The sequence below is a fragment of the Veillonella sp. 27098_8_77 genome, from assembly GCF_041431535.1.
GTDB lineage: Bacteria > Bacillota > Negativicutes > Veillonellales > Veillonellaceae > Veillonella.
The window spans coordinates 1-14,777 of sequence record NZ_JAPVXW010000001.1 but is presented as its reverse complement, the minus strand read 5'-3'; the positions used below and the strand labels follow the sequence as shown (position 1 = coordinate 14,777).

Genomic DNA, 14,777 nt, shown 5'->3' with positions numbered 1-14,777 from the left:
GTGCAACGATTCGGGTTTACTATTATTTAGATTCTTTGCCTTCTACGAAGAGCATATCGTTGCGTTTTACATCTGTGTAAAGCAATGCATTACATACGGATGCTGCAATTGGGCTACCACCCTTGTTACCTTTTACAGTGATATAAGGAACTGGGGATACTTCCATCAAATAATCTTTAGATTCTGCAGCGCCAACAAAGCCTACAGGAATACCGATGATAAGAGCTGGTTTAATACCTTCTTCAAGAGCTAAACGCAATACTTCATACAATGCAGTTGGCGCATTGCCGATAGCAACGATTTGGCCTTCTAATTGTTTGCCAAATGTACGCATAGCGGCGATAGAACGTGTTACGCCCAATTCTTTAGCCATTTTAGCTACGTTTTCATCTTTGATTAAGCAATGTACTTCATTGCCACGAAGTTTAAGGGCCGGCTTAGAGATACCTGTGCGAACCATTTCTACATCAGTGTAAATATCTGCACCATTGTCTAATGCTTCAATACCTTTTTGAACAGCATCAGGGCTCATTTTTACGAGTTGAGCATATTCAACGTCACCAGATGCGTGAACTGTACGAGATACAACGCGTACTTCATCATCTGTTAACCCCAAATCCTTTACGTAATCGTAAATGATTTCCATACTTTTATCTTCAATGGCTTTAGGATTTTTAACGTAATCCATTAGTGTCCTCCCATAATTTGAAAAATTCATCATTCGATGATACCACAGGGCATTCTAATGTTACCCGCGGACGATCGATAACAATAATGTGGATGCCAAGATCGATGGCAGCCTGTAATTTCGTATCGGCTCCACCTACAAGGCCAGAGTTTTTCATAACCACAACGCTCGCCTTTGTATCGTGGAACATAATACGGTTCATATCGTAAGAAAATGGACCTTGTACGGCAACGATACGTTTAGGGCTCACATTGAGGTCCTCCATCATTTGCAACACCTCAGCAGTTGGCAAAATGCGTGTCCACACTTCACAGTCTTGTAAAGCTTCAGACTTAGCAAAGATGTGCATCGTTTTACTACCAGTGGTCAAATACACATGGTTGTTGTTTTCCTTTGCTAATTTACCTGCTAAATTAGCTGCTTCTGTTTCATCCACTACAATATGCAATTTATCATAGTCTGGCAATGGCACTTCTTTTCGTTCAAACCGAACAAAAGGAATGCCCACCGCCTTTGCTGCATCTTGTGCCGTAGCAGTCACAATAGCCGCATAAGGATGGCTTGCATCGATGAGTAGGCGCACATTGTGCTCCTTAATCAACTGTTGCATAGCCTCTTGATCGAGGCGGCCTGTATGAACCGTAATCCCTTCATGGGCAGCTAGTTCCGCCCCATATTGGCTCACGACCGTTACAAGCACCTCTTCACCAGTCCGTTCTTGGATATCTACCGCTAGGGTACGACCATCCAAGGTACCAGCGATGACCCAAATCATAATTTGTACCCTCGAGGTGTAATCATGCGACCATTTTCAACATAAGTTTGGCTGTTACCGATGATAACAAGTGTTTGCATATCTACTTCTTCTTTTGTGAAGTTTTCTAGATCAGAAATGACCATATGTTGACCTGGACGGCCTGCTTTTTGCACAATGCCTACAGGTGTTTTAGGGTCGCGGTATTTAAGAACGATTTCACGCACTTCATCTAGGTGAGTTACGCGTTTTTTACTGCGTGGATTATACAAGGAAATAACCATGTCCCCTTGTGCACAAAGATCTGCACGTTTTTTAATTAAATCCCAAGGTGTCATCAAATCGCTAAGGGAAATAACGGCAAAGTCATGCATCAAAGGTGCGCCCAATACAGAGGCTGCTACGTTTACAGCACTAAGACCTGGTACGATATCCACGGAAGGGCGTTTATCTGCTGGTACTTTATTAGCAAGTTCTAGTACAAGGCCGGCCATGCCGTATACGCCGGAGTCACCAGAGGATACAACCACTACTTGATGACCTTCTACAGCCAAATCAACAGCTTGTTGGCAACGATCCACTTCTTGCATCATCGCAGTACCTACCGTTTGTTTACCTGCGATAAGGTCTTTAATCAAATCAAGATATGTTAAATAACCTACTACACGGTCTGCCGCTAAAATCGCTTCCCGTGCTTGCGGTGTCATAAATTCAGCGTCCCCAGGTCCAATGCCGATTACTTTGATGTTACCTGTGCAATGGCTACCGTTGTTTTGGGATACACCGTTTTGTGCTGTATTAATGTTTGGCTCTTGGCCGCTAGTAATGCTGTTGTCTCGCATACGTTTCCTACTCCTATTGTTCCTTTTACAAATGTGGATTCTTTTAAATCCTGTTCTTCTATAACAGGTGCTATCTCTTCTTGTGTGTAGAAATGGATAGACCACCCTAATTCGTTTACGGCCTCTAATAGACCAACTTCATCTTGTTTCACGATAACCGATGCGGCTGTGACGATGCTTTTTGGTGAAAGCTTATGTGCCTGCAGAGATTGTGTAATGGCATCGAGGATGAGTTCCTTTGGTGTATCTCGACGACAACCAATCCCCATCGTATACGTACGAGGGCGTAAGATAAGTTGCTCTGTATACTCAGGAATCATCTTATCAGTAATCACAACACGACGAATGCCATCCGTCTCAGGTAATGTAAATACATCTACTAACTGAACAGTGCCATGCATACCAATATGTATTGCAACTGTATCTCGCAACCGCTCAGCATCAACTAAGGTTTCATCGATGTAGTAGTTGACGCTTTCACCTGCCACAACAGCAGAATTTACATCTACCAAGGTGTGAAAATCGTCGACCAATAGATGCTCGTGGCGCGCCAACACATCAGGCGCTGGCAATCCATTAACATCCGTCGCAGTTGTAATAACCGGGTCCGCATCGATGGCCAGCGAAATGGACTGCGTCCATTCGTTGGCGCCCCCAAGGTGACCGGATAATAAACTGATGACATGATGACCTGTCTCATCCATTACGACGATGGCAGGATCCTTGGATTTATGCTCAATATACGGTGCAATCATGCGCACTACGATACCGAGTGCCATAATGCATAACACTTGATCGTAATCCTTGAAAATCTGTCCTATATGATGTTTGAGAGAATCAAAATAGATAGCCTCACCACCAGAGGGGCGATTTTCCTTTTCATAACAGTCCGCATGAGGCGCTACCAAAGACTTGACGCGTTGCCCCAGCCTTGCACCGCGTTCAGACACAGAAAGAATAGCTATCCTATTCTTCTTTGCTCCTGTCATAGGCGCATCAGATTCTAGTTCTTTCATCACACTAGTCCTTAGCACTACGATACATGTGAGCAAAACCCTTATCGTAAAGCTTAGATAATTCGTATTCGCTATCAAGTACATGGCTTACTACAATCATAGCTTGGCGCAATACGCCTTCTTCAGCCACGATGTCCGCAATGGTTTCCAATGTGCCACGGATAATGCGTTGGTCAGGCCAAGACGCTTTAACCACGATAGCTACAGGTGTTGTTTTATCATAACCGCCTTCGATGAGTTCAGCCACTACCTTATCTAGCATTTGAACGCTTAGGAAGATACACATGGTCGCTTCATGAGCCGCCAACATACGTAATTTTTCCTTTGGAGGCATTGGTGTACGGCCTTCCATGCGCGTAATGATTACGGTTTGAGATACATTTGGCAATGTGTACTCTTGTTTTAATGCTGCTGCAGTAGCAAGGAACGAACTTACGCCAGGCACCACTTCATAGGTAATGCCCATGCCAGCCAAAGCATCCATTTGTTCTTGAATGGCACCATAAATGGCTGGATCACCAGTGTGCAAACGAACAACCTTTTTGCCATCTGCCACGGCAGCTTTCATAACAGCCAATACCTCATCAAGATTCATAGTGGCACTGTTATGAATTTCACAACCTGGTTTACAAGCCTCTAGAATAGCAGGGTTTACCAAGGAACCGGCGTAGATGACAACGTCGGCCTCTTGCACTAAACGATAACCTTTTCGCGTAATAAGCTCTGGATCCCCAGGGCCTGCGCCTACGATATGTACGTCAACCATATTACTCTCCTTCTGCGATACGCGTTGCAGATACAATAAAAATTGGACTCAATGGGTCCAACAAATGATATGGACCAGCCTTACGATAGCGACTAATGGACATTTGGTACCCTTCGTATGTAAAAGGACGACCTTTCAACTCTTTTAAAATGGTATAACCCGTTTCCATCGTCACCGCCGTTACAACAAGGCGACCGCCTACCTTTAACAACCGTTGTACTTCATCCATAATGCCCGTCATACCACCAGCGCTACCGCCGATAATAACCGCATCAAGCTCAGGTAACTCTTCCATACCTTCTGGAGCCTTGGATTTTATAACAGTCATATTATTTACATTGAACTTCTTCATATTTTCATGAATCAACTCAATGCCTTTATCAAAACGTTCGATAGCATATACATGACCTTTAGGTGCGGCTAAGGCTGCTTCGATAGAAATCGAACCTGTACCAGCCCCCACATCAAGGACGATGCTATCTTCTTCGATGCGTGCCTCATTCATAACGGCTTTGCGAATCTCGCATTTCGTCATCGGCACGTCACCGCGTATAAATTCCTCATCAGGAATTCCGAAAAAATGTCTCATCCTAGTACCACCATAACAGAATGTCCAAAGCCTTCGAGCTCCGTTAATACCTCTAGGGTAGAGTCTACGATTTTTTCATCATCGTAACTCAAACGTTCTAAGGCTGCTGCTCTCGTGTCTTTTGGCCATCCTGCATCTATTAAAATACGCGCAATATGCGCTGGATTATATTCAGGATCCGTTAAGAACCCCATCTTTTTTCCCGCTTCATATACGAGCTTTTCAGGCGCTGGTTGGCGTCCGTGAAAGCTCATTAAATCCGCATCATGCCACACTTCATTAAGGCGTGCAAAGGCAAATGTCATGGAACTAATGCCCGGCACCACCTCGATATGTGTAGTAGGGAATTTCTTTCTTAAATATGGCAACAAGCTATAATAGCCCGTATCGCCACTGACCATAACCACAACATCATGGTCGTGAAGTTCACGTTCAATTTGTTCGGATACCCAGCTTAGTTTTCCCGTTACAGGATATGTAATCTGACCGGGTTCTTGAAAATCCTCCAAGGAACGTTCGCTACCTACCAAAACGGTGGCGTGTTTAATTAAATTAAGACCTTTAGGCACCACATAATCAGGATTGCCTGGGCCAATGCCTACGATATACAAGGTATGTGCCAATGTTCTAGCTCTCCTATCTCTTTTGCATGCTTATCCATAGCCAAAATCTCACCCTTTAAGGTGGTAATAATAATACCTACCTCAGCCTCATTGGCAATATATCGTTCACTGCGCATGGATGCACGATCTACTACACGTTGGTATACACCAGTTAGGCCTTCTCGCTCTAAGATAGGGAACGTAGATTCTGTAGTTTGGCAATTAAATAACTCTTCACAAACAGCTTGTGATGCACCTTCAAGGGCTGCATAGGCCACAATACTTTCCATGCGTCCATCGCTCATGCGATTATGGGTATGGAAACTACCGCTGGCAAGCTTAATAAGCTTACCGATATGACCGATAATCAAGATTCGTTTAAAGCCAATATGGACCGCTTGTTCAAGCATAAATCCAATAAAGTTGCTGGTTTCAGCCATTTGGTTCTTATGGATGCCTAGCACTTGCTCTGCCAAGTCTTGACCAATCCGCCCCGGTACGAGAACCGCTGTTTCACAGCCATTGGCTTTCATCACCTTTAACTGAGGCACGAGGGAATTCTTAAACCCTTCTTCACTCATCGGCTTAACGATACCCGTCGTACCGATAATGGATATACCGCCTTCGATACCAAGCGTATGGTTCAACGTTTTCTTAGCCAGCACCTTACCATTAGGAACGCTGACGGTTACTGTCACACCTTGTCCATGCGTACAAAACTCTTCAAATACAAGTTTCATCATCGTTCTAGGACCCGGATTAATGGCAGGTTGTCCAGGGGGCATTGCGAGACCTGGTTTCGTAACCGTGCCGACACCAAAGCCAGCACGAAAACGTAGCTTGCCTGTGTCATCAAGGGTTACCGATGTTTCCACATCATTACCATGGGTCACATCTGGATCGTCACCGCCATCCTTCATGACAGTCGCCTTTGCCTCTGTTTCGGATATGATTTCTACAGATTTAATAGGCACCTCAATGAATTGACCTTGCGGATTCTCGATGACAACCTTGTCCACAATATCGTGATCTAAGAGGGCCAACAAACCTGCTTTCATGCCTGCCGTAGCACATGAACCGGTCGTATAACCGCCCTTCATGTCCTCTACTCTCATAGCACCTCCTACACCGATAGGGTTAGCGATTCAATGAATCAGTCTAACTCTATCTCTTATGCTTATATAATTAGGAACGGAAGTTAACGAATTGCAATTCAACAGGTACATCCAATTGTTTTAACATTTGAATAACCGCTTGCAAATCATCTTTATCCTTGCCAGATACGCGCACTTGGTCCTCTTGGATGGACGCCTGTACCTTAAGCTTCATATTTTTGATTGCCTTTACTACTTCTTTAGCATTTTCTTTTGTAATGCCTTTTTTAATAGTAATCACTTGGCGTACAGTGGCACCAGCAGCAGGCTCAACCTTACCAAAATCAAGGTTCTTAACCGCTACATTACGTTTAACCATTTTGCCTTTTAATACATCGATAATAGCATTCAATTTATATTCGTCATCACCGATGATTTTAATGGTATCACCTTCAAGGCTAATTTCCGCTTTAGAACCGCGGAAATCATAACGCGTACCAATCTCTTTCTTCGCTTGGTTTACCGCATTATCCACCTCTTGCATATCCACTTCGGATACAACGTCAAAGGAACAATCTTTAGCCATTTTATACCTCCTACACCTGAACCCGTTGGGCATGGGGTTCACGCATTATTTTCATCATCATCCACGTATTCATTGAATAGAATACATCTATATAATTATATCGTAAATTATCAATATTTACTAGGAATTCAAGCCATTGGATTATAATGATTTTTCATTAATCTAAATACAATGATTATCTTTCTATCTATTATCTTTACATAATAAACTAAAATACCCAATAGTAATATTTTAAAATCTATCACCATTGGGTATCAATACTACTTATATTTTATTTAACAGGTAAAACAATATTTTGACCAGTAGGCTTACTTGGATTCATAGCAGTAGGCAAATCTTCCACGGTTGTATTTAAATCTGTATCAGTAGATACAACTGCTACAAATTTTTGGCCTGGTTCATAATAAATATTAGTTCCTTTCATGAATAGGCCGCCAACCAAACTTACTGCTGCAGCAACAGCAACTGCACCATTATCAGAATGTCCTTTTCCTTTAACTTCTGCAGTTAATGGAACATTTACACCATTAATAGTCTTAATGCTATCAATTTTAAACTCTAAACGACCTTTGCGTCCAAGCATACCATTTTTTCTTGCTTTTGTAATTGTGCCTAATACCTCTTGATTTGCTGGAATAACAACTACATCATTAATCAGTAAATTTTCTATGGTCTTTAATCTAAAGGTATTTCCTTCTTTGCTTTTCTTAGAACTAATAGGATCGATTAATTCTAAATTGATATTTGTATCTTTAGGAATATACGCATGTCCAGCAACAACAGATGATGCCTTTACAGTTGCCGTATTTTCACCACTTTTTAACAACTGAATACGATTAACTCCAGATGGTAATTCTGTCTTAACTACAGATTCCTGAGTCACACTTGGTGTACTTGTATCTTCTGCTGAAGCAGTTAGTGGCAATGCACAAGAAACACTAAGACAACCTACGACTAAAAGTTTTAATAATGCTTTAGATGTTTTCATATATTCCTCCAAAAGCAAATACATTCACAAGTTAATTTATGACTACAGTATAGCACATTATGAAAAATTAATGAATTACTCATTTATTTTTAAGCAACATAATATATCAAGATAACAAATACACAAACTTTTATAACATTACGCTCTATAAAATTTCAATATCCTCATATTGTGGTTGTACAATCCACTCACCACGAAGATTTACAATTCCCCACTTACCTTGAGATTTTACCGGAGCAAAACCATGTTTAACGGGCATTGCAGAAGTGATTGTGTTATCACTAAATAATACTTTACCACTATCATCAATAAGCTTATAATCACTAGAAGTCTTATGTACCCAAGTATATGGTCCACTAAATTTGTTTATCCCCATATCTTTGGATGTAGTCAAAATGACATTTCCTGTTGTCATATCGATTAACTGTTTAGTATCACCACTCACGACAACCATATTAGTTAAGCTTACAAATCTAATAGAATCATAGGTAAACGGAATAACTTGTTTACCTGTATCCACGTCAAATACACCCGCTTTTTTATTATCTTTATTGATAAGCACTAACAATCCATTAAGATCACTAAATTCGCCTAAATCATAATTACCTGGTTGAATAATATAATTACCTTCACGATTTACAAATCCAATAAGTCCTTGGTTTTTCACAAGTGTACCATAGGCAGTAATTGGCCAAACTGCATCATTTTTACTGTCGATAACAATTTTACCATCACGATTAATATAACCGCGCTTTACACCATCATATACAGGGTTCCATGCATCACCATAATAGATTCCGCCATGATTACTAAGGGTTATTCCTACAGCCATACTCAACAAGCCCCCAAGATTAAACTTGCTTATATGGCGTCGGAATTCTGCCAATCCATCATCATATGCATCAATATCATTAGATGGTGCTTCAAATACAGTCTTACCTGTGCCATCAATTGCTACAGTTTTACCTTTAGCATCTTTTACAAAAGCACGATCTTCACTAAATTTTGTATATACTTCTTTAAATTGTGGTGCAATTACAGTGTTACCTGATGCATCATTAAAACCCCATTTTCCTTTTACAGAAACGGCCGTATAAGAATCACTTGCATATGTTTCCTTATGGTTTAATGAATTGGGATTCTTGTTTACAGTCTCATCATGATTATCGATAATTTGTTTAACCTGTTCATCTAAGGCATCTTTACCACTTGATAAAACGGTACCATCTACTTTAATATGTTCTAAAATTTTCTTTGACTTTACGAAGTATGTTCCGTCCTCAACATAAGATGGCTCCAACTCTTTATATTGTGGGTCAAGCAAAACTTGACCATTGGTTCCTACAAGTCCCCATTTACCATTTTGCTTAACCTTAGCTAATTGACCAAGTTTAATAAGACCACTATTACTTTCAGTAGCTTCATCAATGTTTGCTTGAAGAGACTTAAATGCTTCTGGTGCTAATTTTTGAGGAGTTCCAATAATTGGTACGGCTACATAATCACCTAATCGCCCTACACCAACAGATACAGTTGCACCACTTGATTTAGTAGATGCTGCAAATGCACTTGTAGACATAGCCGCCAACACACATGCAACTAATAAAGATTTTCTGTTGAGTTTCATAAATCTCTCCTCTTATTACTCAAAGGCCTATACATATAAAAAATATATAAACAATTATTAGTACAAATTATACTATATAGGCCTTTATATATACAATAAATTTTAAAAATTCTTCATCTATTATTTTTTTGCTATAATAGGACCTATGAAAACAGCAACGATAATCGACTTGATTGTAGATTTTAATGTACACACGCAATCAATGAATCATATTATAAAACAACAGCATATTTCACAGCGCATGCGACGGCGCCTAAAAAATAATGGCATCATAACTATTAATGGACAACCAGCTACATGGGATACCCTTGTCCATGGCGGAGATCATCTACTTATGAAGTTATCTCCAGAACAAGAATTTTCACGTACTAAGATGAATCTGGATATTGTCTACGAAGATGAATATATCCTCGCTGTTAATAAAGCCGCAAGTATTCTTATGCATCCTACCTCAACGGTACGCGATGAAACACTAGCAAATGGCGTGCTTTATTATTATGACGAAACCGAGCAAGCTCATGACTTTCACCCAGTCCATCGACTCGACAAGGACACATCGGGCATCGTCATCATCGCTAAGACATCGGTGGTACAACACGCCTTTGATAAGCAACACACGAAATTTCAAAAGGTCTATGATGCTATCGTTGAAGGCGCTATGCCAAGTCAATCGCTAACCATAAAATGGCCCATTAGACGTAAATCAGGTAGCATCATCGAACGGTGTTGCACATTAATAGGCAAACCAGCTCGTACAGATGTGACGGTACTTACACGCAACATCGTTTCCCAGCCTGTACAAATGGATACGAATGTGAACACCCGACAGATTCTCACTCATGTGCAATGTGTACTGCATACAGGACGAACGCATCAGATTCGAGTTCACCTATCTCATGTAGGATTTCCCCTAGCTGGTGACGATTTATATGGTGGCCATTTAGATTATATTAATCGACAAGCATTGCACGCCGGATATCTTGCTTTCACACACCCTATGACACAGGAATTTATAGAACTACGTGCCCCTATGCCAACGGATATGGAAAATTTACTGCATCTATGACAGATTCATCTAGAAAAGCATATAAAATTGTGGTGCTTTATATCGTTTCTTGATATACTAACAATGAATAGATATGTATCATCATAAGTTGATGACAATACTTTCTAAATACATACAATCGGCTATAAAGCCAAGGAGGACAACATGCCATTAGTAACGACTACGGAAATGTTCAAAAAAGCTTATGAAGGTGGCTACGCAGTAGGTGCTTTCAACGTTAACAATATGGAAATCGTACAAGGTATCGTCGATGCGGCAAAAGAGGAACAATCCCCTCTTATCTTGCAAGTGTCTGCAGGTGCTCGTAAATATGCAAAACACATTTACCTTGTAAAACTTGTAGAAGCAGCATTGGAAGATAGCAATTTGCCAATCGCTCTTCACCTTGACCACGGCGATTCTTTTGAAATCTGTAAAGATTGCGTAGACGGTGGCTTCACATCTGTTATGATTGACGCATCTCACCACGATTTTGACGAAAACGTAAAAATTACGAAACAAGTTGTTGAATATGCTCATGCTCATGGCGTTGTAGTAGAAGCTGAACTTGGTCGTTTGGCTGGCGTTGAAGACGACGTTAACGTATCCGATGCAGACGCTCGCTTCACAGACCCTGAACAAGCTGCTGAATTCGTAGCATTAACAGGCGTTGATTCCTTGGCTATCGCCATCGGTACAAGCCATGGTGCTTATAAATTTAAAGGCACTCCATACCTCGACTTTGACCGTTTGGAAAAAGTTGGTAAATTATTACCTAACTTCCCTATCGTATTGCATGGTGCTTCCTCCGTATTGCCTGAATTCGTAGCAAAATGTAACGAATTTGGTGGCAACATCCCTGGCGCACAAGGCGTACCTGAAGAAATGCTTCGCAAAGCAGCGCAAATGGCAGTTTGCAAAATCAACATCGATACCGATCTTCGCCTTGCTATGACTGCATCTGTACGCGAATACTTGGCCCAAAATCCATCCGAATTTGACCCTCGTAAATATTTAGGACCTGCTCGTGACGCTATTAAAGGCATGGTAGCTCACAAAATTAAAGATGTATTAGGTTCTTCTCACAAACTATAATCTATGGCTAGTGGATTTTTAAAAGGAACCTTAATATTAACCATTGCCGGTTTCGTAGTGAAAGCCATCGGTAGTATCAACTGGATTCTTCTCTCCCGTATCTTGGGCGGGGAAGGCATCGGAATCTACCAGATGGCCTTTCCTATCTATTTGTTACTATTACAAATTTCGAGCGCAGGTGTGCCGATTGCCATCTCTATTTTGACGGCAGAACGATTAGCATTACACGACTTTGGTGGCGCTAAGCGAGTATTCAATATTTCTTTCACAATGCTGACCATTACGGGCTTTATCGCCAGCTTGGCCATGTACTTTGGCGCAGATTGGCTTATCTCCAGCGGTCTCATTGCTGAAAGCCGTGCCTATTACTCAATCATCGCACTTGCTCCGGCAGTATTCTTTGTAACGTGGATTTCCTGTTTCCGCGGCTACATCCAAGGTTATGAAATGATGACCCCAACAGCGGTCAGCCAAATCATAGAACAACTATTGCGCGTTATCGTCATGCTCGGTGCAGCGGCCATCTTATTGCCATATGGCCTACCAGCCGCAGCTGGCGGTGCTAGCCTAGGTGCTGGCGTCGGTGCCTTTGGTGCCTTCCTCGTGCTCTTGTACTATTACTACAAATTGCCTAAGGCTAGTAGTACTGGTGAAAGCTATAATGGTCCGCGCGAATCGGCTAAAGAAATTTTATCGCGACTGTTATCGTTGTCCATTCCGATTTCCTTAGCCAGCATCATGTTACCGTTGACGGCAAATCTTGATTTGCTCATCGTTCCACGCCGACTATTAGATGCCGGTTTCCCGATGAACGAAGTAACAGAGCTATTCGGTTACCTTACAGGTATGGCGGTACCGCTCATCAACTTGGCAACCATCATTACGGCGGCCCTTGCTACAAGCATCGTACCTGCTATCTCTCATGCCTTTGCAAAACAAGATCACCAAGGTATTTATGACCGTACCGCAGGCTCTATGCGCTTAACATTTATGGCAACCGTACCATTTACGGTGCTACTATATGTACTCGCGGCCCCGACCGTTACATTGATTTACAATGCGCCAAAAGCAGAACTAGCAACGCAAATCACTGCGTTCTCCATCTTCTTCCTCGGCGTGCACCAAGTAACAACAGGTATCTTACAAGGCCTTAACAAGCCGCGCATTCCAGTTATCAATATGGGTATTTCCCTTGTCATCAAGGTTATCCTTAACTGGACATTAACGGCCATCCCTTGGCTCGGCATCGGTGGTGCCGCTTGGGCAACCGTAGCCGACATCGGCTTTGCAGCCTTACTCAACTTGATTTACATCAAAAAATACACAGGCTACTTCCTTGATATTTCCCTACTTTGGAAAAACGTGGTCAGCGCCGGTGTCATGGGTGTACTCATCTTCTTGAGCTACCACTACCTAGCAAGTATCTTACCAATGTGGGCTAACTTCATACTCACCGGTATCGAAGGCCTATTGCTCTACGTCATCATCATGGTTCTCTTAAAAGGACTTAATAAAAACGATGGTGCTAGCATGCCACTCATTGGTAGATTCTTTAGATAAGCATAACAAAAGAGGTTTAACGCATACGTGTTAAACCTCTTTTATTTTACATCAACTATTACATTACTCTTTACTAGTACTTAATGTTTTATCATTACCAACATTTTTATTATTCTGACGTATTTTCATAAATTGTAATCTAGATGGCGAAAAACCAACCCCTGCAAAAGCTTTATCATTCCAAGATTTACTATGTTTAGCAGCTACATATTGAATCACATCTCGCAATTTATAGTTACTTACATGAACATCATCAGGTTTGTATAAATAATATGTATAGACATATTGATTATCATACAATACCATTCCAAATAGTGTTACATTTTCTTTATTAGCTTCAAAGTATAAAGCTGGAACACCATTGTTCCAAACTGTGGCATACTGTAATCGTTTATGACCTTGTAAACCATGATTATTAACAACCATACTTAAGTAGCTATATAAAATATTTTGTTTTTCAACACTAACACCTTTGACCAATGGTTGCTTACCTAGTACGGCTTTGATACGTCCTGAAAGATACACATCATATTCAGCTTGACCTATGACCTCATGTTCCTTGAATTTACTATTTTTTAATACCCTAAAGGTATAAGGTCCCATTTTAACTGGATCAGTATATGCTAATACATCGCTAGCAGGCTTAATCGAAGGCAACACAAAATTGGCCAATGGCCCCATTGTATAAGAGATCGATTGTTGTGTATCATCTTTAATATGATTTTTTATAATATCTTTATTTAGAGATTGACCAATATGATAAGAAATAGTAGGTGTTTTTGGTAATGTAAAATTGATTGTCCCCACTACATAATGATCATCAAGGCCTATTACATCCCACGTTGCTTTTTCAATACCAGGATATGTGAATACACCGCCATCAATAAAGCGAGGTACAGTCTTTTCTTTTTCTAAACTCTTTTTTACAATATCCTGTATAATAGATTGATTTACATCTGCATACTCTATATTTGTATCTTCCCACTTAGATCCTCTTGGTTGAGGTCTCGTTTCATAACTAAAATCAGCTACTCCCGATATAGTTATGCCACCATTCTTAATAGGATATTGAGAGAAATATTTAGGATCAATAGACCACCCAATTATACTTTCTTTAGGCCCTGTAAACTTAACATCTGCTCCATTATCTGTAATAATATATACACTTCTAGAATGATGAATCGCTCTAGTCAATTCTTGTGACAAATAAATATCATCAGCTAATTTTTCATTATTATAATTTGGTAGACGTTGCACCATTTTTTTTACTTGCATTTCCTGATAGGCATCAATTCGTTTAGCAACGTCCTCGGGAAGGCGGTATTCTTGATATGCTTCCTTCGCAATATCTGGGCGAGCTCCAGGGATGTTAACCTCAATGGCCTGAGATGCTCCTATAGTCCCAATAAATCCAATACAACTCAGTATTAACAAACGTCTTAACTTCATATCTCGCTCCTTAAATACATACATTTATTTATCATTTTAACACTTATTTTATATTTCATCAATTTTACTTGTATAG

15 protein-coding genes are annotated in these 14,777 nt (G+C 40.8%); 3 read left to right on the top strand and 12 right to left on the bottom strand.

Features of this window, described 5'->3' with window-relative positions:
* Positions 1–22 precede the first annotated feature (22 nt).
* The 11 genes from O3617_RS00075 to O3617_RS00025 form a co-directional block, all read right to left on the bottom strand.
* Positions 23–688, bottom strand: a complete 666-nt coding sequence (locus O3617_RS00075; protein ID WP_005376263.1) for a precorrin-8X methylmutase — start codon at positions 686–688, stop codon at positions 23–25.
* Positions 675–1,463 carry a precorrin-6A reductase gene (gene cobK, locus O3617_RS00070; protein ID WP_371447915.1) on the bottom strand — a complete coding sequence of 263 codons (789 nt, stop codon included), beginning with the start codon at positions 1,461–1,463 and terminating at the stop codon, positions 675–677. The genes O3617_RS00075 and cobK overlap by 14 nt, the downstream gene beginning before the upstream one ends.
* Entirely contained in the window at positions 1,460–2,149 is a 690-nt protein-coding gene (gene cobJ / locus O3617_RS00065; RefSeq protein ID WP_005376261.1) for a precorrin-3B C(17)-methyltransferase, read from the bottom strand. The genes cobK and cobJ overlap by 4 nt, the downstream gene beginning before the upstream one ends.
* Positions 2,150–2,178: 29 nt before the next feature.
* Complete coding sequence (locus O3617_RS00060) at positions 2,179–3,300, bottom strand: cobalt-precorrin 5A hydrolase (protein WP_371448280.1); 1,122 nt, start codon at positions 3,298–3,300, stop codon at positions 2,179–2,181.
* A gap of 4 nt (positions 3,301–3,304) precedes the next feature.
* Positions 3,305–4,066: a precorrin-4 C(11)-methyltransferase gene (gene cobM / locus O3617_RS00055; protein ID WP_005376252.1), complete on the bottom strand. Its 762-nt coding sequence runs from the start codon at positions 4,064–4,066 to the stop codon at positions 3,305–3,307.
* A 1-nt stretch (position 4,067) separates the two neighbouring features.
* The gene (gene cbiT, locus O3617_RS00050) at positions 4,068–4,655 is read right to left on the bottom strand and encodes a precorrin-6Y C5,15-methyltransferase (decarboxylating) subunit CbiT (protein ID WP_005376297.1); all 588 of its coding nucleotides are present in this window, start codon (positions 4,653–4,655) and stop codon (positions 4,068–4,070) included.
* The gene (gene cbiE / locus O3617_RS00045; protein WP_371447914.1) at positions 4,652–5,278 is read right to left on the bottom strand and encodes a precorrin-6y C5,15-methyltransferase (decarboxylating) subunit CbiE; all 627 of its coding nucleotides are present in this window, start codon (positions 5,276–5,278) and stop codon (positions 4,652–4,654) included. Before cbiE ends, cbiT begins: the two co-directional genes overlap by 4 nt.
* A complete protein-coding gene (gene cbiD, locus O3617_RS00040; protein WP_371447913.1) occupies positions 5,254–6,372 on the bottom strand; it encodes a cobalt-precorrin-5B (C(1))-methyltransferase CbiD in 1,119 nt (372 codons plus the stop codon). The genes cbiE and cbiD overlap by 25 nt, the downstream gene beginning before the upstream one ends.
* A gap of 70 nt (positions 6,373–6,442) precedes the next feature.
* On the bottom strand, positions 6,443–6,937 hold the full coding sequence (locus O3617_RS00035; RefSeq protein ID WP_301834660.1) for a YajQ family cyclic di-GMP-binding protein: 495 nt from the start codon (positions 6,935–6,937) through the stop codon (positions 6,443–6,445).
* A gap of 271 nt (positions 6,938–7,208) precedes the next feature.
* Positions 7,209–7,925 carry a hypothetical protein gene (locus O3617_RS00030; RefSeq protein ID WP_371447912.1) on the bottom strand — a complete coding sequence of 239 codons (717 nt, stop codon included), beginning with the start codon at positions 7,923–7,925 and terminating at the stop codon, positions 7,209–7,211.
* Positions 7,926–8,070: 145 nt separating this feature from the next.
* Positions 8,071–9,552, bottom strand: a complete 1,482-nt coding sequence (locus tag O3617_RS00025) for a WG repeat-containing protein (protein ID WP_371447911.1) — start codon at positions 9,550–9,552, stop codon at positions 8,071–8,073.
* Between the two features lie 145 nt (positions 9,553–9,697).
* Between O3617_RS00025 and O3617_RS00020 the strand changes: the two genes are divergently transcribed.
* The 3 genes from O3617_RS00020 to O3617_RS00010 all read left to right on the top strand — a co-directional run bounded on the left by O3617_RS00020 (position 9,698) and on the right by O3617_RS00010 (position 13,252).
* Complete coding sequence (locus O3617_RS00020) at positions 9,698–10,618, top strand: RluA family pseudouridine synthase (protein ID WP_371447910.1); 921 nt, start codon at positions 9,698–9,700, stop codon at positions 10,616–10,618.
* Between the two features lie 144 nt (positions 10,619–10,762).
* The gene (fba, locus tag O3617_RS00015; RefSeq protein ID WP_371447909.1) at positions 10,763–11,692 is read left to right on the top strand and encodes a class II fructose-1,6-bisphosphate aldolase; all 930 of its coding nucleotides are present in this window, start codon (positions 10,763–10,765) and stop codon (positions 11,690–11,692) included.
* A 3-nt stretch (positions 11,693–11,695) separates the two neighbouring features.
* Entirely contained in the window at positions 11,696–13,252 is a 1,557-nt protein-coding gene (locus tag O3617_RS00010) for a polysaccharide biosynthesis C-terminal domain-containing protein (protein ID WP_371447908.1), read from the top strand.
* A gap of 63 nt (positions 13,253–13,315) precedes the next feature.
* Here the strand turns inward: O3617_RS00010 and O3617_RS00005 are convergent, their stop codons facing one another.
* A complete protein-coding gene (locus O3617_RS00005; RefSeq protein WP_371447907.1) occupies positions 13,316–14,701 on the bottom strand; it encodes a hypothetical protein in 1,386 nt (461 codons plus the stop codon).
* Positions 14,702–14,777 lie beyond the last annotated feature (76 nt).